The organism is Streptomyces mayonensis, assembly GCF_018982965.1.
Lineage (GTDB): Bacteria > Actinomycetota > Actinomycetes > Streptomycetales > Streptomycetaceae > Streptomyces > Streptomyces mayonensis.
On the sequence record NZ_JACBYP010000026.1, the window covers coordinates 61833 to 81726 of the forward strand.

General features: G+C 72.5%; 15 protein-coding genes. 14 read left to right on the forward strand and 1 reads right to left on the reverse strand.

The annotated features are described in order from the left end of the window. The first annotated feature begins 57 nt into the window (after window positions 1–57). The 4 genes from HZS56_RS12955 to HZS56_RS12970 all read left to right on the forward strand — a co-directional run bounded on the left by HZS56_RS12955 (window position 58) and on the right by HZS56_RS12970 (window position 5799). Window positions 58–840, forward strand: coding sequence for a zf-HC2 domain-containing protein (locus HZS56_RS12955; RefSeq protein WP_216720838.1), 783 nt, complete (start codon window positions 58–60; stop codon window positions 838–840). A 190-nt stretch (window positions 841–1030) separates the two neighbouring features. Continuing rightward, window positions 1031–3325: a HelD family protein gene (locus HZS56_RS12960; protein ID WP_308408068.1), complete on the forward strand. Its 2295-nt coding sequence runs from the start codon at window positions 1031–1033 to the stop codon at window positions 3323–3325. A 424-nt stretch (window positions 3326–3749) separates the two neighbouring features. Beyond that, complete coding sequence (locus HZS56_RS12965) at window positions 3750–5165, forward strand: NAD-dependent malic enzyme (protein ID WP_216720839.1); 1416 nt, start codon at window positions 3750–3752, stop codon at window positions 5163–5165. Window positions 5166–5517: 352 nt separating this feature from the next. Continuing rightward, window positions 5518–5799: an HU family DNA-binding protein gene (locus tag HZS56_RS12970; RefSeq protein WP_003950507.1), complete on the forward strand. Its 282-nt coding sequence runs from the start codon at window positions 5518–5520 to the stop codon at window positions 5797–5799. A 226-nt stretch (window positions 5800–6025) separates the two neighbouring features. On the opposite strand, the gene murA is transcribed toward HZS56_RS12970, so the two are convergent. Beyond that, window positions 6026–7372 carry a UDP-N-acetylglucosamine 1-carboxyvinyltransferase gene (murA, locus tag HZS56_RS12975; RefSeq protein ID WP_216720840.1) on the reverse strand — a complete coding sequence of 449 codons (1347 nt, stop codon included), beginning with the start codon at window positions 7370–7372 and terminating at the stop codon, window positions 6026–6028. Window positions 7373–7606: 234 nt separating this feature from the next. On the opposite strand from murA, the gene HZS56_RS12980 reads away from it, so the two are divergent. The 10 genes from HZS56_RS12980 to HZS56_RS13025 form a co-directional block, all read left to right on the forward strand. After that, the gene (locus tag HZS56_RS12980) at window positions 7607–8179 is read left to right on the forward strand and encodes a YqgE/AlgH family protein (protein ID WP_216720841.1); all 573 of its coding nucleotides are present in this window, start codon (window positions 7607–7609) and stop codon (window positions 8177–8179) included. Between the two features lie 100 nt (window positions 8180–8279). Continuing rightward, window positions 8280–8564, forward strand: a complete 285-nt coding sequence (locus tag HZS56_RS12985) for a DUF3039 domain-containing protein (protein WP_030402030.1) — start codon at window positions 8280–8282, stop codon at window positions 8562–8564. Window positions 8565–8763: 199 nt separating this feature from the next. After that, a complete protein-coding gene (locus tag HZS56_RS12990; RefSeq protein ID WP_216720842.1) occupies window positions 8764–10062 on the forward strand; it encodes an extracellular solute-binding protein in 1299 nt (432 codons plus the stop codon). Beyond that, complete coding sequence (locus HZS56_RS12995; protein WP_216720843.1) at window positions 10059–10967, forward strand: carbohydrate ABC transporter permease; 909 nt, start codon at window positions 10059–10061, stop codon at window positions 10965–10967. The genes HZS56_RS12990 and HZS56_RS12995 overlap by 4 nt, the downstream gene beginning before the upstream one ends. Next, entirely contained in the window at window positions 10964–11809 is an 846-nt protein-coding gene (locus tag HZS56_RS13000; RefSeq protein ID WP_216720844.1) for a carbohydrate ABC transporter permease, read from the forward strand. The genes HZS56_RS12995 and HZS56_RS13000 overlap by 4 nt, the downstream gene beginning before the upstream one ends. Window position 11810: 1 nt before the next feature. Continuing rightward, on the forward strand, window positions 11811–13469 hold the full coding sequence (locus tag HZS56_RS13005; protein ID WP_216720845.1) for a beta-N-acetylhexosaminidase: 1659 nt from the start codon (window positions 11811–11813) through the stop codon (window positions 13467–13469). A 310-nt stretch (window positions 13470–13779) separates the two neighbouring features. Further along, window positions 13780–14673 (forward strand): FAD binding domain-containing protein, encoded by an 894-nt coding sequence (locus tag HZS56_RS13010; protein ID WP_216720846.1) that lies wholly within the window; start codon window positions 13780–13782, stop codon window positions 14671–14673. Further along, window positions 14670–16994 (forward strand): 2Fe-2S iron-sulfur cluster-binding protein, encoded by a 2325-nt coding sequence (locus HZS56_RS13015; RefSeq protein ID WP_216720847.1) that lies wholly within the window; start codon window positions 14670–14672, stop codon window positions 16992–16994. The genes HZS56_RS13010 and HZS56_RS13015 overlap by 4 nt, the downstream gene beginning before the upstream one ends. Then, window positions 16991–19312: a xanthine dehydrogenase family protein molybdopterin-binding subunit gene (locus tag HZS56_RS13020; protein ID WP_216720848.1), complete on the forward strand. Its 2322-nt coding sequence runs from the start codon at window positions 16991–16993 to the stop codon at window positions 19310–19312. The genes HZS56_RS13015 and HZS56_RS13020 overlap by 4 nt, the downstream gene beginning before the upstream one ends. A gap of 184 nt (window positions 19313–19496) precedes the next feature. After that, window positions 19497–19894 (forward strand): SUKH-4 family immunity protein (locus HZS56_RS13025; RefSeq protein WP_253914161.1); only part of this gene is annotated, 398 nt, incomplete at its 3' end.

A 19894-nucleotide genomic window follows, 5' to 3' on the forward strand; every position in this document is an offset into this window, starting at 1 on the left:
AGCGGCTACGGGGGAGTTCAGGGATTCGGTCCGGGGGATACGGGTAATTCTGTCCCCATGCAGGGATCACCGGCGCCGAACGAGCACGAGACCGTCGGCGCCTATGCCCTCGGGATCCTCGACGACGCGGAGGCGACGGCCTTCGAGGCCCACCTCGCCACCTGCGAGTGGTGCGCCCAGCAGCTCGACGAGCTGGCCGGCATGGAGCCGATGATGGCCGCCCTCGCGGACCTGCCGGGCACCGGCACCCCCGCGATCGCCGAGTCGCTCACCACCAGGCCCAGCCCGCGCCTGTCCGAGAAGCTGGTGGACGAGGTCGCCGAACGCCGCGCGGGCAAGCGCCGGCGCAACTTCTACCTGGTGGGCACCGCGGCCGCGCTGATCATCGGCGGTCCCTTCGCCGCCGTGGCGACCACGGGCGGCGGCGGGGACGACGGCGGCGGCAAGAAGGCCGAGGCCTCGCAGCAGCAGACCGGCACTCCCGCCGAGTCCGCCTTCGCCGCCATGCCCGACCGGGTCACCGCGACCGACCCGGCCACCGACGTCAGCGCGACGGTGGCCCTGGAGAAGAAGGCCTGGGGCACGGAGGCGGTCCTGGAGCTGAAGAACGTCAAGGGGCCGCAGAAGTGCTCCCTGATCGCGGTCGGCAAGAACGGCGAGCGCGAGACCCTCAGCTCCTGGACGGTCCCGGACTGGGGGTACGGCATACCGGACGCCACCACGGAGAAGGCCAAGAAGCCGCTCTACGTGCACGGCGGCGCCGCCTTCGAGCCCAACCAGATCTCCCACTTCGAGGTCATGACCTTCGACGGCAAGCGGCTGGTGGAGGTGGACGCGTAGTCGCGGCGTGGCTTCCAGGGCCCCCTTCGCGTATTTTTGACGGCTGCCCAGCACGTCAGAAGGGGGCCAGGTGGCCGCACAGGCGCGACATGACTCAGCGGTCGACTCGGTGCACGACTCCGCGGACCCCGTACGGGAGGACCCTGCACGGCAGGACCCCGTACGGGAGGACTCCGTACGGCAGGACCCCGTGCAGGAGGACCCCGTACGGCCGGACCCCGTACGGGAGGATTCCGTGCGGGACCGGGAGATCGTTCTGGAACAGGCACACCTGGACCGGGTGTACCGCCGCCTCGAGGAGAAGATCCACGAGGCCGAGTTCCTCATGCACGACGCCGCCCAGCGCGGCCACGTCGGCACCCCCGGCGCCCTGGCCGAGCGCGACGCGCAGGTCTTCCGGGCCGGCATCCACCTCAACCGCCTGAACAACGAGTTCGAGGACTTCCTCTTCGGCCGTATCGACCTGCTCCTCGGCAAGGACGGCAAGAAGGGACCCGACGGCGCGTACACCGCGGTCGAGCCCGCCGAGGGGGCCCTCGGGCCCGACAACACCGCCGACATCGCCGAGACCCTGCACATCGGCCGCATCGGCGTCCTCGACGCGGACTACGCCCCGCTGGTCATCGACTGGCGGGCCCCCGCCGCGGCCCCCTTCTACCGGTCCACGCCGGTCGACCCGGGCCGCGTCGTGCGCCGCCGGGTGATCCGCTCCAAGGGCCGGCGCGTTCTCGGCGTCGAGGACGACCTGATGCGGCCCGAGATCACGGCCCGCCTGGACGGCGAGGAACTGGCCGTCGTCGGCGACGGCGCCCTGATGGCCGCCCTGGGCCAGGCCCGTACGCACTCCATGCGGGACATCGTGGCCTCCATCCAGGCCGAGCAGGACCGGGTGATCCGCGCCCCCGCCGCCTCCGTGACCTACGTCGAGGGCGGCCCCGGCACCGGCAAGACCGCCGTCGCCCTGCACCGGGCGGCCTACCTGCTCTACCAGGACCGGCGCCGCTACGCGGGCGGCATTCTGATCGTCTCGCCGACCCCGCTGCTCGTGGCGTACACCGAGGGCGTGCTGCCCTCCCTCGGCGAGGAGGGCCAGGTCGCCATCCGCGCGATCGGCTCCCTGGTCGAGGGAGCGGAGGCCACGCTGTACGACTCCCCGGCCGCCGCCCGCGTCAAGGGCTCCGCCCGCATGCTGCGGGTGCTGCGCAAGGCGGCGCGCGGCGCGCTGGAACCGGCCGACTCGCCGACGCTGCTCAGGGTCGTCGCCTTCGGCCGCCGCCTCGAACTGGAGGCCGAGGAACTGGCCGGCATCCGCCGCACCGTCCTCGGCGGCACGGCTCCCGTCAACCTGCTGCGTCCCCGCGCCCGCCGGCTGCTCCTGGACGCCCTGTGGGAGAGGTCCGGTGCCGGTGCCCGGCACACCGACCCCGAACTCGCCGCCGAGCTGCGCTCCTCCTTCGACGAGGACGTCAGCGCCGAGGACCCCTTCACGGACTTCCTGGACGCCTGGTGGCCGGAGCTGACCCCGAAGGCCGTTCTGGCGGCCATGGCGGACGAACGCCGCCTCGGCCGCTGGGCCCGGCGCGTCCTGAACCCGGGCGAGGTCCGCAAGGTGGCCCGTTCACTGCGGCGCGAGGGGTACTCCGTGCACGACGTCGCCCTGCTCGACGAGCTCCAGGCGATCGTCGGCACCCCGGCCCGCCCCCGCAAGCGGCGCGAGGCGGACCCGCTGGACCAGCTCACGGGCCTGGAGGAGCTGATGCCGCAGCGCGAGGAGACCCAGTGGGAGCGCGCCGAGCGCCTGGCCCAGGAGCGCACCGAGTACGCGCACGTCATCGTCGACGAGGCCCAGGACCTCACGCCCATGCAGTGGCGGATGGCCGGCCGCCGGGGCCGCCACGCCACCTGGACCGTCGTCGGCGACCCGGCGCAGTCCTCCTGGTCCGACCCCGACGAGGCGGCGCAGGCCCGCGACGAGGCCCTGGGCACCCGGCCGCGGCGCCGCTTCGAACTGACCGTGAACTACCGCAACCCCGCGGAGATCGCCGAGCTGGCGTCGAAGGTCCTCGCCCTCGCCATGCCCGGTTCGCACTCCCCGTCCGCGGTGCGCTCGACCGGCGTGCGGCCGCGCTTCGCCGTCGTGGGGGACGACTCCCTGCCCGGCACCGTCCGCGCGGAGGCCGCCCGGCTCCTCGGCCTGGTCGACGGCACCGTCGGCGTGGTCGTCGCCATGAACCGGCGCGAGGAGTTCCGGCGCCGGCTCGCCGGACTCGGCGACCGGGTGGTGGCGCTGGGCAGTCTGGAGGCCAAGGGCCTGGAGTACGACGCCACGGTCGTCGTCTCCCCGGCCGAGATCGCCGACGAGTCGCCCGCGGGCCTGCGCGTGCTGTACGTCGCCCTGACCCGGGCCACGCAGCAGCTCACCGTCGTCTCCGGCGAGCGGGACGAGCCCGACGCCGAGGGGGTACCGGACCTGCTGCGGGACTGAGAACGGTGACGGGGGTGTTCGGCCCGTGGCGCCCGCGGACGTACGAAGGGCCCGCGCCGTCGTACGGCGCGGGCCCTTCGCTCTCGCTCAAGTGGCACCGACCCGCCATGCTCGCCTCGCGGCAAGTGGTCGCTCGTAGCGACGATGGTTGGGCCCGGGGGCTTGGATCGAGCCGGTGCCACATCCAAGGTAACAAACGATCCCCGCAAGGCAATTCCCGTCCCGCGGGTATCTTTCCGGACCGCCCCGCGACGCCCCCGCCCTCTTCCCTCGATGTACCACTTCTCGTATGGTGGAAGTCGTTTTCCGAAACCGGTGGCGAACATAAAGTTCGCAATCCAGGGCGGCTACCGCGTACTCAGTGGTAGGTGCGACGATCGGACGGCACAACCCAGTTACACGGTGAAAGCAGAGGAAGTCGGCCATGGCAACGGCGCCCAGCGTCTCCTACTCGATGACGGTCAGGCTGGAGGTGCCCGCGGGCGGAACCGCCGTATCGCAGCTCACCACGGCCGTGGAGTCCTCCGGAGGCTCGGTCACCGGCCTCGACGTCACGGCCTCCGGCCACGACAAGCTCCGCATCGACGTCACCATCGCGGCCGGCTCGACCGCGCACGCCGACGAGATCGTCGAGCAGCTGCGCGGCGTCGAGGGCGTCAGCCTGGGCAAGGTCTCGGACCGTACCTTCCTGATGCACCTCGGCGGCAAGATCGAGATGGCGTCCAAGCACCCCATCCGCAACCGTGACGACCTCTCCATGGTCTACACGCCCGGCGTGGCCCGCGTCTGCATGGCGATCGCCGAGAACCCGGAGGACGCCCGCCGTCTGACCATCAAGCGCAACTCCGTTGCGGTCGTGACGGACGGTTCCGCGGTGCTGGGCCTCGGCAACATCGGCCCGAAGGCCGCGCTGCCGGTGATGGAGGGCAAGGCGGCCCTGTTCAAGCGGTTCGCCGGCATCGACGCCTGGCCGATCTGCCTGGACACCCAGGACACCGACGCGATCGTCGAGATCGTCAAGGCCATCGCCCCGGGCTTCGCCGGCATCAACCTGGAGGACATCTCCGCGCCGCGCTGCTTCGAGATCGAGGCCCGGCTGCGCGAGGCCCTCGACATCCCCGTCTTCCACGACGACCAGCACGGCACCGCGATCGTCGTCCTCGCCGCCCTCACCAACGCCCTGCGCGTCGTGGGCAAGGGCATCGAGAACGTACGGGTCGTCATGTCCGGCGCCGGCGCGGCCGGTACGGCCATCCTCAAGCTGCTGCTCGCCGCCGGTGTGAAGAACGCCGTCGTCGCCGACATCCACGGCGTCGTGCACGCCGGCCGCGCCGACCTGGTCGACGCCGCGCCCGGTTCCGCGCTGCGCTGGATCGCCGACAACACCAACCCCGAGGGTCTCACCGGCACCCTCAAGGAGGCCGTGCACGGCGCGGACGTGTTCATCGGCGTGTCCGCCCCGAACGTCCTGGACGGCGACGACGTGGCCGCCATGGCGGACGGTGCGATCGTGTTCGCGCTCGCGAACCCGGACCCCGAGGTGGACCCGGCCGTGGCCCGCGAGACGGCGGCGGTCGTCGCCACCGGCCGCAGCGACTTCCCCAACCAGATCAACAACGTGCTGGTCTTCCCGGGCGTCTTCCGCGGCCTGCTGGACGCCCAGTCCCGCACCGTCAACACCGAGATGATGCTGGCCGCCGCGCACGCGCTCGCGGACGTGGTGACCGAGGACGAGATCAACCCGAACTACATCATTCCGAGCGTCTTCAACGACAAGGTCGCCGGTGCCGTCGCGGGCGCCGTACGGGATGCGGCGAAGGCCGCCGGAGTGGTGGCGTAGGTTCCCCGGACGAGGGAAGGCGGTCCGTGGCGTGGTGGTGAGGATCACCACGGCGGGCCGCTCCACCGGCGCGTCGCGGGACGGCGGGCCTCGGAACGCCCTCTAGTGTGGCGCAAGGCTCAGGCCCTCTCGGCGTGTGACTCCCCAGGGTGTTCTCACGACCCCTGGGGGTGCCGGATTGGCTTTACCGCCGCAGGTGGAGGCAGGATGCGTCCCTGGGCGCGAGGGTCTGAGGACCGACCCGGGTCCGGGGAGTGTCAGAGGTCCCTGGCAGCATCGGCATCGCTGTGCCCATCATGCGGCTCCGCCGCGTGGCACGCCTCAACGGCAAGAAGAACACGGGAGTAACAACATGAACCGCAGTGAGCTGGTGGCCGCGCTGGCCGACCGCGCCGAGGTGACCCGCAAGGACGCCGACGCCGTGCTGGCCGCGTTCGCCGAGGTGGTCGGCGACATCGTCTCCAAGGGCGACGAGAAAGTCACGATCCCCGGCTTCCTGACCTTCGAGCGCACCCACCGTGCCGCTCGCACCGCCCGCAACCCGCAGACCGGCGAGCCGATCCAGATTCCGGCCGGCTACAGCGTCAAGGTCTCCGCGGGCTCCAAGCTCAAGGAAGCCGCCAAGGGCAAGTAAGCGCTCCGCTGGTAGCGCCGGGGACTGCGCGGGCCGTTCGTCCGGGCTGCGGCCGTGCGCGGCTGCGGCCCGTTCGTGGCTGGTCGCGCAGTTCCCCGCGCCCCTTGGGGGCGCTTCAGCACACGCCTGTGGGGCGGTCACCCGGAATTCCGGTGACCGCCCCACAGGCGTTGCGGTGATGACCCCCGGCCGGGGGCGGTGCTGGGCTGTCCGGTGCTGGGGGTGCTCAGCCCAGGGCCTTGCCCGGCAGCTCCACCTTCGCCCCCAGCTCCACGAGCTTCTCCATGAAGTTCTCGTAGCCGCGGTTGATCAGGTCGATGCCGTGGACGCGGGACGTGCCCTGGGCCGCGAGGGCGGCGATCAGGTACGAGAAGCCGCCGCGCAGGTCGGGGATGACCAGGTCGGCGCCCTCCAGCTTGGTCGGGCCCGAGACCACGGCCGAGTGGAGGAAGTTGCGCTGGCCGAAGCGGCAGTCGGAGCCGCCGAGGCACTCGCGGTAGAGCTGGATGTGGGCGCCCATCTGGTTGAGCGCCGAGGTGAAGCCCAGCCGGGACTCGTAGACCGTCTCGTGGACGATGGACAGCCCCGTGGCCTGCGTCAGCGCCACCACGAGCGGCTGCTGCCAGTCCGTCTGGAAGCCGGGGTGCACGTCCGTCTCCAGGGCGATGGACTTCAGCCGGCCGCCCGGGTGCCAGAAGCGGATGCCCTCGTCGTCGATCTCGAAGGCGCCGCCCACCTTCCGGAAGGTGTTGAGGAACGTCATCATCGAGCGCTGCTGCGCGCCGCGGACGTAGACGTCCCCCTCGGTGGCCAGCGCCGCCGACGCCCAGGAGGCGGCCTCCAGCCGGTCCGACAGGGCGCGGTGGGTGTAGCCGCCCAGCTCGTCCACGCCGGTGACGCGGATGGTGCGGTCGGTGTCCATCGCGATGATCGCGCCCATTTTCTGCAGCACGCAGATCAGGTCCTCGATCTCCGGCTCCACGGCCGCGTTGGACAGCTCCGTGACGCCCTCCGCCAGCACCGCCGTCAGCAGCACCTGCTCGGTCGCGCCGACGGACGGGTACGGCAGGGTGATCTTCGTGCCGCGCAGCCGCTGCGGAGCCTCCAGGTACTGGCCGTCCGCCCGCTTCTCGATCTTCGCGCCGAACTGCCGCAGCACGTCGAAGTGGAAGTCGATGGGCCGGCCGCCGATGTCGCAGCCGCCCAGGCCCGGGATGAAGGCGTGCCCGAGGCGGTGCAGCAGCGGACCGCAGAAGAGGATCGGGATGCGCGACGAACCCGCGTGGGCGTCGATGTCGGCGACGTTCGCGCTCTCCACATGAGTCGGGTCCATGACCAGCTCGCCGGGCTCCTCACCCGGACGGACCGTCACCCCGTGCAGCTGCAGCAGTCCGCGTACGACCCGCACGTCGCGGATGTCCGGCACGTTGCGCAGCCGGCTCGGCGCACTGCCCAGCAGAGCGGCCACCATGGCCTTCGGCACGAGGTTCTTCGCACCGCGGACCCGGATCTCGCCCTGCAGCGGGTTTCCGCCGTGGACAAGCAGTACGTCATCAGCGCCGTTGGCGGTCATGGATCTCGCGTTCCGTGGGTTCGGTCAGGGGCCAGCAGGGAAAGGGTAATCGTCCCGTACCCCCCTCCAGTGCGCCTCCGCCCGGTCGGGAAACGTCATGGATTTGTCACAACACGCGGTGTTCACCGGCGCGTACGGGGGGTCACGGCCGCGAGGCGTGCGCGGGGTGCGTGTTCATCCCTGTGCCCCCGATTGCCTCCCCACGGGAGGGGAACATGCGGGATCATGTCAGGCATGACCGAGGTGTCCTCGCTCACGGGGCGGCTGCTCGTGGCCACACCCGCCCTGGCGGACCCGAACTTCGAGCGCGCGGTGGTGCTCCTCCTCGACCACGACGAGGAGGGCTCCCTCGGTGTGGTCCTCAACCGCCCCACCCCGGTCGACGTGGGCGACATCCTGGAGGACTGGGCGGACCTGGCCGGCGATCCGGGCGTCGTCTTCCAGGGCGGCCCGGTCTCGCTGGACTCCGCCCTGGGCGTCGCCGTCGTCCCCGGCGGGGCGTCCGGCGAGCGGGCGCCGCTGGGGTGGCGCCGTGTGCACGGCGCGATCGGGCTGGTCGATCTGGAGGCCCCGCCGGAGCTGGTGGCGCCCGCCGTCGGCGCGCTGCGGATCTTCGCCGGGTACGCCGGCTGGGGGCCGGGCCAGCTGGAGGACGAGCTGACCGAAGGTGCCTGGTACGTGGTGGAGTCCGAGCCCGGCGACGTCTCCTCGCCGGCCCCCGCGAGACTGTGGCGCGAGGTACTGCGCCGGCAACGGGGCGAACTGGCGATGGTGGCCACGTATCCGGACGACCCGTCGCTCAACTGAAGCGCACGTGTCTGGACGACCCGTCGCTCAATCGAAGCGCACGTATCCGGACGCCCCGTCGCTCAACCGAAGCCTGTGAGCTTCAGTACCCTTGGCGGTTATGAGCACTCTCGAGCCCGAGCGCGGGACTGGTACGGGAACCCTCGTTGAGCCGACGCCGCAGACGTCCCACGGCGACGGCGACCACGAGCGCTTCGCCCACTACGTCCAGAAGGACAAGATCATGGCGAGTGCCCTCGACGGCACTCCCGTCGTGGCACTGTGCGGCAAGGTCTGGGTGCCCGGCCGCGACCCGAAGAAGTATCCCGTCTGCCCCATGTGCAAGGAGATCTACGAGTCCATGAGCGGCGGCGGAGACGAGGGCAAGGGCGGCGACAAGAAGTAGCAGCCCCGCCCCCCTCGGACCTCTCAGAACTTCCCGGAGGCCCCCGGAGCGTGCCCGCGCGCGCTCCGGGGGCCTCCGTGCGTCACGAACTGGTTCAGACCTCTTGTGGACATGTTCATGTACTCCTTACCCTCCTGGATGTTGTGCAGAGCGAAACCGCCATTGCATATGTTGCAACGCACGTCCGGAGGAAGACTCCATGAAGCTCGTCCCCCGCCTGGCCGTCCTGCTGGCCGCCACCGCCGTCGCCGCGACCGCCTGCGCCCCCCAGACGTCGGACAACTCCTCCTCCGGCAAGGACGAGAAGAGCGGCACCCTGCGCATCTGGCTCTTCCAGGAGGTCAACAACAAGCCGAAGGAGAAGGCCGTCGACGCGGTCCTCGCCGGCTTCGAGAAGGCGCACGACGACACGAAGGTCACCGTCGAGTACATCCCCGTCGAGACCCGCGCGCAGCGCATCAAGGCGGCGTTCAACGACCCCGGCAGCGCGCCCGACGTCATCGAGTACGGCAACACCGACACGGCCGGCTACGTGAAGGACGGCGGACTCGCCGACGTCACCGAGGACTTCGCCGGCTGGGACGAGGCCGAGGACGCCGACGCCACGGCCCGCCAGTCGGTCACCGTGGACGGCAAGGTCTACGGCGCCCCGTACTTCGTCGGCGTACGGGCCCTCTACTACCGCACCGACGTCTTCGACGAGCTGAATCTCCAGGTCCCCGGGACGCTGGACGAACTGGCGGCCACGGCGAAGAAGGTCCGGGCCGCGAAGCCCGACCTGTACGGCATCGCCGTCGGCGGCGCCTACACGTACGGCGCGATGCCGTACATCTGGGCGAACGGCGGCGAACTGGCCACTGGCAAGGGCGGCTCGTACACCTCGGCGATCGACAGCGCCGCCGCCGTCAAGGGCATCGAGGCGTACACCTCCCTCTTCGGCGACGACAACTGCCCGGCCGCCAAGTGCGCCGGCATGGGCGGCAACGACACCGTCACGGCGTTCGCCTCCGGCAAGGCGGCCATGGCGATCGGCGGCGACTTCAGCCACCAGGCGGTGGAGGCCGGCACGGTGGAGGGCAAGTACGCCGTCGTGCCGCTGCCGGGCGCCGAACCCGGCTCCATCGCCCCGGCCTTCGCGGGCGGCAACAACATCGGTGTCCTGAAGAGCACCTCGCACCGCACCCTCGCGGTCGACCTGATGAAGCGGCTCGCGTCGAAGCAGGCGCAGGGCGACCTCTTCGACGCGATGGGCTTCCTGCCGACCTTCACGGACGTACGCCAGGAGGTGGCGGGCAAGGAGCCGTTCGTGAAGCCGTTCGTCGACACGCTCGCCGCGGGCACGAAGTTCGTCCCGGCCTCTCCCGCGTGGGCGACGATCGACTCCTCGCAGGTGCTGCCGACGATGTTCCAGGAGGTGGTGAGCGGCAAGAAGGACGTGCCGGCCGCCGCCGGGGACGCCGCGAAGAAGATGGACGAGGCGTTTGGCTCCGCCGGATGACGGCTGCGCCCAGCGGCTCGCGCCCCTTCCGGGGCTCCTCCAGAACACCCTGGATCTACCTCGCCCCCGCTCTCGTCGTCCTCGGCGGACTGCTCGTCTACCCCGTCTACCAGCTCGGGCTGATCTCGTTCCTGGAGTACACGCAGGCCCAGGTGTCCGGCGGGGAGCCGACGACCTTCCAGGGGTTCGGGAACTACGCCGAGCTGTTCGGGGACGGGGAGTTCTGGCGGGTGCTGCTCGCCACCGTCGTCTTCGCCGCCGCCTGTGTCGTGTCCACCCTGGCCGTCGGGTGCGCGCTCGCCGTGCTGCTCACGCGGGTGCGCGCCGTGCCGCGGCTCGCCCTGATGCTGGCCGGGCTCGGCGCCTGGGCGACCCCCGCGGTCACCGGGTCGACGGTGTGGCTGCTGCTGTTCGACCCGGACTTCGGGCCGGTCAACCGGATGCTGGGTCTCGGCGACCACTCCTGGACGTACGGGCGCTACAGCGCCTTCCTGCTCGTCCTGCTCGAAGTGGTCTGGTGCTCCTTCCCGTTCGTCATGGTGACCGTCTACGCCGGGATCCGCGCGGTGCCCGCCGAGGTTCTGGAGGCCGCCGCGCTCGACGGCGCCTCGCAGTGGCGGATCTGGCGTTCGGTGCTCGCGCCGATGCTCCGGCCGATCCTCGTCGTCGTCACCATCCAGTCGGTCATCTGGGACTTCAAGGTCTTCACCCAGATCTACGTCATGACGAACGGCGGCGGCATCGCCGGCCAGAACCTCGTCCTCAACGTGTACGCCTACCAGAAGGCCTTCGCGTCCTCGCAGTACAGCCTCGGCTCCGCGATCGGCGTCGTCATGCTGCTGATTCTGCTCGCCGTGACGCTGGTCTACCTGCGGCTGCTGCGCCGCCAGGGGGAGGAGCTGTGAATCTTCCGCGCGCGCGGGTGCGCCGTCCGTGGCGGCTCGCGGCCGAGGCGTCCGCCCTGCTGATCGCCGTCGTGGTCGCCTTCCCGCTGTACTGGATGGTGCTGAGCGCCTTCAAACCGGCCGGGGAGATCGAGTCGAGCGAGCCGCGGCCGTGGACGCTGACGCCCACGCTGGATTCCTTCCGGCGGGTCTTCGGGCAGCAGGAATTCGGCCGCTACTTCCTCAACAGTCTGCTCGTGGCGGGTTGTGTCGTGATCGCCTCGGCACTGATCGCGTTCCTCGCGGCGACGGCGGTGACGCGTTTCCGGTTCCGTTTCCGGACCACGCTGCTGATCATGTTCCTGGTGGCCCAGATGGTGCCCGTGGAGGCACTCACCATCCCGCTGTTCTTCCTCATGCGGGACTTCGGCCAGTTGAACACGCTGGGTTCGCTGATCCTGCCCCACATCGCCTTCTCGCTGCCGTTCGCGATCTGGATGCTGCGGGGCTTCGTGAAAGCCGTTCCGGAAGCCCTGGAGGAGGCCGCGTACATCGACGGGGCGAGCCGGTCGCGATTTCTGTGGCAGATACTCTTCCCGCTGGTCTTCCCGGGGTTGGTGGCCACCAGCGTGTTCTCCTTCATCTCCACCTGGAACGACTTCCTGTTCGCCAAGTCGTTCATCATCAGCGACACCTCCCAGTCGACGCTGCCGATGGCGCTGCTGGTCTTCTACAAGCCCGACGATCCCGACTGGGGCGGTGTGATGGCCGCGTCCACGGTCATGACGATTCCGGTGCTGGTCTTCTTCGTACTCGTACAACGGCGACTCGTCTCCGGCCTCGGCGGAGCGGTGAAGGACTGAGGTGACCGACGTGACCGAAGTGACGGTGGAAACGGAAGTGATTGATGTGACCGACGTAATTCCCCGGCCGCGCCAAGTGGCGTCCCACGCGGACGCGTTCTTCGAACTCGGCCCGGACACCGGGATGGCCGCGGGCGAGGGCACCGGGAACACCGAGCGCTGGCTCCGCGCCACCCTGGGCGCCGCCACCGGACTCCCGCTGGCGCCCGGCGAGGGACGCGGCGGCGTCGTCCGGCTCGCCCTCGACGGGGAACTGGAGGCCGAGGGCTACCGCCTCGACATCGCACCGGAGGCCGTGCGCCTCACCGGCGGCGGCCCGGCCGGCCTCTTCTGGGGCGCCCAGACGCTGCGCCAGCTCCTCGGTCCGGACGCCTTCCGGCGCGCCCCGCTGCCCGACCGCCGGTGGCGGCTTCCGCTGCTGAGCATCGAGGACGCGCCCCGTTTCGGCTGGCGCGGAATGATGCTCGACGTCGCCCGGCACTTCATGCCGAAGGACGGCGTCCTGCGCTATCTCGACCTGATGGCGGCCCACAAACTCAACGTCCTGCACTTCCACCTGACGGACGACCAGGGCTGGCGCGTCGAGATCAAACGCCATCCGCGGCTCACGGAGAAGGGCTCCTGGCGCTCGCGCACCAAATACGGCCACCGCGCGTCGCCGCTGTGGGAGGACAAACCCCACGGCGGCTACTACACCCAGGAGGACATCCGGGAGATCGTCGCCTACGCCGCCGAACGGCAGATCACCGTCGTCCCGGAAATCGACGTACCCGGCCACTCGCAGGCCGCCATCGCCGCGTATCCGGAACTCGGCAACACCGACGTGGTCGACACCACCGCCCTGTCCGTCTGGGACACCTGGGGCGTCTCCCCGAACGTACTCGCCCCCACCGAGAACACCCTGCGCTTCTACGAGGGCGTGTTCGAGGAACTGCTGGAGCTGTTCCCCTCGGAGTTCCTCCACATCGGCGGCGACGAATGTCCCAAGGACCAGTGGCGGCAATCGGCCACCGCGCAGGCCCGCATCGAGGAACTCGCCCTCGCCGACGAGGACGAACTCCAGGCCTGGTTCATCCAGCACTTCGACACCTGGCTCGCCGAACGCGGGCGCCGGCTCATCGGCTGGGACGAGATCCTGGAGGGCGGGCTCGCCAAGGGCGCGGCCGTCTCCTCCTGGCGCGGGTACGCGGGCGGGATCGCCGCCGCGCGCGCGGGGCACGACGTCGTGATGTGCCCCGAGCAGCAGGTGTACCTGGACCACCGGCAGCACGGCGACGAGGGCGAACCCGTGCCGATCGGTTTCGTGCGCACCCTGGAGGACGTCTACCGTTTCGAGCCGGTTCCGTCCGAACTGACACCGGACGAGGCCGGACACGTGATCGGCACCCAGGCGAACGTGTGGACCGAGGTGATGGAGAACCAGGGGCGCGTGGACTACCAGGTTTTCCCGCGGCTCGCCGCCTTCGCCGAGGTCGCCTGGAGCGCCCTGCCCGCCCCGGCCGACCGGGACTTCGCCGCCTTCGAGCAGCGGATGGCCGCCCACTACCGGCGGCTCGACGCCCTGGGCGTCGCCTACCGGCCGCCCGGCGGCCCGCTGCCCTGGCAACAGCGGCCCGGCGTCCTCGGACGCCCGCTGGACGGCCCGCCGCCGGACAAGTAGGAGCATGTCCGGAGCGCACCGGGAGCGCACGGGGAGCGCACCGGCGGCGCACCGAGAAGACCGCCCTGTGAAGACCGCCCCGAACACCACCCGGGAGTGGCAACTCTCGCGCACCGCACGTAACTCCGATGACAGTTGATCCCGTACGAAAACGGACCATGTCGCCGGCGAAACGGGCGAATGCCTCCTAGCGGACCCCTGCGTTCGGGCCCTGCGATGATGTGCCAGAGTTGCCACGTCCGCCCTGTGAGGTCGTACCGTACGGCCACATGGGCGGGACCAGGTGGGACAGCGGGAAGGGGCAGTCGGTTTGACCACGCACGCACCGCAGGCGGCGCAGGCCGTCACGCTGCCCACGACACTGGACGAGGCCGTGGCGGCGCTCGCCGCCATGCCCGCCGCAGTGCCGGTCGCGGGTGGTACGGACCTGATGGCCGCCGTCAACTCCGGCCAGCTCAGGCCCGCCGCGCTGGTGGGCCTCGGCCGGATCAGCGAGATCCGCGGCTGGCAGTACCAGGACGGGCACGCGCTGCTCGGCGCGGGACTCACCCATGCCCGCATGGGCCGTCCCGACTTCGCCGCGCTCATCCCGGCGCTGGCCGCGGCGGCGCGCGCCGCCGGACCGCCGCAGATCCGCAACGCGGGCACCCTGGGCGGCAACATCGCCTCGGCCGCCCCCACCGGAGACGCGCTGCCGGTGCTGGCCGCCCTGGAGGCGACGCTGATCATCGCGGGCCCGGACCGGGCCCGCCGCGAGGTGCCGGTCTCGCACCTGCTGGCCGGCATGGAGATGCTCCGCGCGGGAGAGCTGATCGGCTACGTGCGCGTGCCGCTGCTGCACGCGCCGCAGGTCTTCCTCAAGGCGACCGGCCGCACCGGCCCCGGCCGCGCCACGGCCTCCGTGGCCCTGGTCCTGGACCCCGCCCGGCGCGGCGTGCGGTGCGCCGTGGGCGCCATCGCGCCGATGCCGCTGCGGCCCCTGGAGGCCGAGGAGTGGGTGGCCTCGCTCATCGACTGGGACAACGGTCGCACCATCGTCCCGGAGGCGCTGCGGGGCTTCGGCGAGTACGTCGCCGCCGCCTGCATCCCCGACGAGACCCCGGCCGAGGACGGCTCCGTGCCACCGCTCCCGCCCGCCGTACTGCACCTGCGGCGCACCGTCGCCGCGCTGGCCCGACGAGCACTGGGGAGGGCGCTGTCGTGACCGACGACCAGCACGGGGATCAGTACGGCGACCAGTACGGCGACCGGCACGGCGATCAGTACGACGGCCGGTCCGGCGATCAGTACGACGGCCGGCACGACGGCCGGTCCGGGGACCAGTACGGCGACCCGCGCGGTGACGCGTACCGCGACCAGTACGACGATCAGTACGGCGACCGGCACGGCGGCGGCGCGCCCCCGAGCGGCGGGCGCTGGGACCCGCTGCCGCAGGGCGACTACGACGACGGCGCCACCGCCTTCGTCAAGCTCCCCGAGGGCGGGGTGGACGCGCTCCTCGCCGCCCACGACAGTCCGCTGGCCGCGCCCGGACACGGCTACGTGCCGCCGCAGATCACGGTCGCGCCGACCTCGACCGCCGGCACCGACCCGGCGGCCACGGGCTCCTGGGCGACGCCGTCGGCGCCCGTGGACGGCACCCAGTGGCAGGCCCAGGCCCCGGACGCGGGCCAGGACCCGGCGGCGCGCGAGGACCACGCCGGGTACCCGCAGCACGACCCGTACGGCGGGGCCGCGCCCTACGACGCGAACGCCGGGTACGGCGCGCCGGGGCAGGACGACCCGTACCCCTACCGGCCCGGTGCGACCGGCCACTGGGACTTCTCGGGGGCGGTGCCCGGGGCCGCCGCGGCGGAGGGCGCCGCCGGACCCGACGCCCTCGGTCAGGACGCTCTCGGTCAGGACGCCACCGGTCAGGACGTCACCGGGCAGTGGTCCATCCCGGTCGCCGACGGCGACCTGCCGGACGAGTCGGGCGAGTACACCGCGTCGGCCCTGGCCGAGCAGTGGGGCGGCGGCGCCCCGGCCACCCTGCCCGGCGGCGCGCCGGCGCCCTGGGCGACCCAGTCCGCCGGCAGGCCCTGGGGCGAGGCCGCGTCCCCGGCCGCTCCGGACGCCGGGGAACGGCCCCCGGAGATCAGCAGCGTGCCCGCGACGCGGCCCGGTCCGGGTCCCGCCGGCCGGCCGTGGGGCGAGGACGCGCCGCAGACCGGCCCGGAGCCCGACGAGCGACACGCGCGGGCCCCGCACACCCCCGAACCGCACGGCCTCACGGCAGCCACCACCGCACACGGCGAGGCCGAGCCGGTGACGGCGTCCACCGTCGGGCCCGCCGCGGCCGAGGAGGCCCCTGACGGCCCCACAGAGGCGTCTGCGGGCACCGCCGAAGAGCCGGGGGCCGAACCCGCGCCCGAGGCCGCCGAAGACCCCGCCACGGCCTCCGCCACGGCCCCCGAGCCGACCGCCGGTCCGGACCAGGACCGGGAACCCGCACCGGACCGCGGGCCGGCCGTCGGCGAGCCGGACCACGCACCGGCGCTCGGCGAAGAGGCACGGCCGGCCCCGGAACCGCGGCCGGAACAGGCACCTGTCGTACAGGCCCCGACGCCCGGCGCGGAGCAGACGCCGGCCGCGCAGCCCCCGACGCCCGAGGCCGAGACCGAGGCCGGGGCCGACGACGTGGAGGCGACCGGCACCGACGCACCCGACGCGTCCCGCCCCGACGAGCCCCGCCCCGACGAGCCCGCATCCGACGGCGCGCCCGGCCCTCGCCCCGACCCCGCCCCCGGCCAGGCCTCGGCGGGCCCGCAGGAGGAGCACCCCCTCGCCTCCTACGTGCTGCGGGTCAACGGCGCCGACCGGCCCGTCACCGACGCCTGGATCGGCGAGTCGCTGCTGTACGTGCTGCGCGAGCGCCTCGGCCTCGCGGGCGCCAAGGACGGCTGCTCGCAGGGCGAGTGCGGCGCCTGCAACGTGCAGGTCGACGGACGCCTCGTCGCCTCCTGCCTGGTCCCGGCCGTCACCTCGGCCGGCAGCGAGGTGCGCACGGTCGAGGGCCTGGCCGCCGACGGACAGCCGTCGGACGTGCAGCGGGCGCTCGCCCGGCGCGGCGCGGTGCAGTGCGGCTTCTGCGTGCCCGGCATGGCGATGACCGTGCACAACCTCCTGGAGGGCAACCCGGCGCCGACCGACCTGGAGGCCCGCCAGGCCCTGTGCGGCAACCTGTGCCGCTGCTCCGGCTACCGGGGCGTCCTTGAGGCGGTCCAGGAGGTCGTCGCCGAGCGCGAGGCGCACACCGCGGCCGAGGAACAGCCCGGCACCGACTCCGAAGAACCCCGCATCCCGCACCAGGCGGGACCGGGCGCGGGCGGCGTCAACGCGTCGGCGTTCGAGCCCCAGCCGCGCCCCGGGAACCCCGACCCGGCACGACCGCACGACCATTCCCACGGAGACCGGGACGACCGGGACGACCGGGGCGACCGGGGCGACCACGGCGACCACGGCCAAGACGGAGGCCACGCGTGAGCAACGACGCCGCGACGGCACAGGCCGCGGGAACCGCCGAGGCGGCCCCCGCCCCCGAGCCGATCCCGCACGGCCTCGGCGCGTCCCTGCCGCCCGCCGACGCCCGCGCCAAGACCGAGGGCACCTTCCCGTACGCCGCCGACCTGTGGGCCGAGGGCCTGCTGTGGGCGGCCGTACTGCGCTCACCGCACCCGCACGCGCGCGTGGTGTCCATCGACACCACCCACGCGCGTGAGATGCCCGGTGTGCGGGCCGTCGTCACGCACGAGGACGTCCCCGGCGCCCCCCTGCACGGGCGCGGCGGCCGACACGCCGACCGGCCGGTCTTCGCCTCCGACGTCGTACGCCACCACGGCGAGCCGCTGGCCGCCGTCGCCGCCGACCACCCGGACACCGCGCGGATGGCCGCCGCCGCCGTCATCGTCGAGTACGAGGTGCTCGACCCGGTCACCGACCCGGAACAGGCCTTCGAGGCCGAGCCGCTCCACCCCGACGGCAACCTGGTCCGGCACATCCCGCTGCGCCACGGCGACCCGGACGCGGCCGGTGACATCGTCGTCGAGGGCCTGTACCGCATCGGACGCCAGGACCCCGCGCCCATAGGGGCCGAGGCCGGTCTGGCCGTGCCGCGCCCCGACGGCGGCGTGGAGCTGTACCTGGCCTCCACCGACCCGCACGGCGACCGCGACACCGCCGCCGCCTGCTACGGCCTGCCGCCCGAACAGGTGAAGATCGTCGTCACCGGGGTGCCCGGCGCCACCGCCGACCGCGAGGACCAGGGCTTCCAGCTGCCGCTCGGGCTGCTCGCGCTGAAGACCGGCTGCCCGGTGAAACTGACCGCCACGCGCGAGGAGTCCTTCCTCGGCCACGTCCACCGCCACCCCACGCTGCTCCGCTACCGCCACCACGCGGACGCCGAGGGCCGGGTCGTGAAGGTCGAGGCGCAGATCCTGCTCGACGCGGGCGCCTACGCCGACACCTCCTCCGACGCCCTGGCAGCCGCGGTGGCCTTCGCCTGCGGCCCCTACGTCGTCCCCAACGCCTTCATCGAGGGCTGGGCGGTACGCACCAACAACCCGCCCTCCGGCCATGTGCGCGGCGAGGGCGCCATGCAGGTCTGCGCCGCGTACGAGGCGCAGATGGACAAGATCGCCAAGAAGCTCGGCGCGGACCCGGCCGAGGTGCGGCTGCGCAACGTACTGGCCACCGGCGACGTGCTCCCCACCGGCCAGACGGTCACGTGCCCCGCACCCGTCGCCGAACTCCTCCAGGCGGTCCGCGACCACCCCCTCCCGCCCCTGCCCAAGGACACGCCCGAGGACGAGTGGCTGCTGCCCGGCGGGCCCGAGGGCGCGGGCGAACCGGGCGCGGTGCGGCGGGGCGTGGGCTACGGCATCGGCATGGTGCACATGCTGGGTGCCGAGGGCGCCGACGAGGTCTCCACGGCCACCGTGAAGGTCCAGGACGGTGTGGCGACGGTGCTGTGCGCGGCCGTCGAGACCGGCCAGGGCTTCACCACGCTGGCCCGGCAGATCGTGCAGGACACGCTCGGTGTCGACGAGGTGCGGGTGGCTCCCGTCGACACCGACCAGCCCCCGGCCGGCGCGGGCTGCCGCGGCCGGCACACGTGGGTCTCGGGCGGTGCGGTGGAACGGGCCGCCAAGATGGTCCGCACCCAGCTCCTCCAGCCCCTGGCACACCAGTTCGGGATGTCGACCGAGCTGCTCCAGATCGCCGACGGCAAGATCACCTCGTACGACGGCGTGCTGTCGACGACGGTCGCCGAGGCGCTGGACGGCAAGGAACTGTGGGCCACCGCCCAGTGCCGCCCGCACCCGACCGAGCCGCTGGACGAGGCCGGACAGGGCGACGCCTTCGTCGGCATGGCCTTCTGCGCGATCCGCGCGGTGGTCGACGTCGACATCGAGATCGGCTCGGTACGGGTCGTGGAACTGGCCGTCGCCCAGGACGTGGGCCGCGTCCTGAACCCGGCCCAGCTGACCGCCCGTCTCGAGGCGGGCGTGACGCAGGGGGTCGGCATCGCGCTCACGGAGAACCTCCGCACCCCCCGCGGCCTCGTCCGCCACCCCGACCTGACCGGCTACGCCCTGCCCACGGCACTCGACACCCCGGACATCCGGATCGTGAAGCTCGTCGAGGAACGCGACGTGGTCGCGCCCTTCGGCGCGAAGGCCGTCAGCGCGGTCCCGGTGGTCGCCTCCCCGGCGGCCGTCGCCTCCGCCGTGCGCGCCGCCACGGGCCGCCCGGTCAACCGCCTCCCGATCCGCCCGCAGGCGGCGGTGGTGACGGGCGGCTGACCCTGATTCTCCCGGGTGGGGCAACGCGCGGCGGCTCCGGGGCGTCTGTCTGGAGAAGAACGGGTCCGGCACGCACGCGGACGGGTTGTCAGTGGCGGCGCGTAGGCTCCGAAGGAGTGGGAACGGCAGCCGCCCGAGCACGGGCGGCCACACATTCTCGGGGGAAAAGACCATGCAGGCGGCCATGACGACCGACACCACACCCGGTCCCCGCACGACGACGACCGCACCGCCGGCGTCCTTGGTGACCCGCGTCCGCTTCGCGACGTCGCTGGAGGACCCGCGCCGCCCCCGCGGCGCCGCCCGGCGCACTCAGCAGGGCTGCGATCGCCCCTCCCTGTGGAACACGTCCACCCTGATGAGCTGCCTGCTCCTGACGGCGGGCCACCGCACGGCACCGGCCCCCTTCCAGGACCTCCCCGCCTGCTTCCTCGACCGCGACTTCGCCCCCTCCCGGATCGCCCGCTTCGAGGACATCGACTTCCCCGCCACCCTCCTCCACGACCCCACCCGCCGCTTCCTCCGCGAGACGGGCCTCCCCGAGGACGCCCACCCCTTCCACCGCGACCAGGACCCGGACGG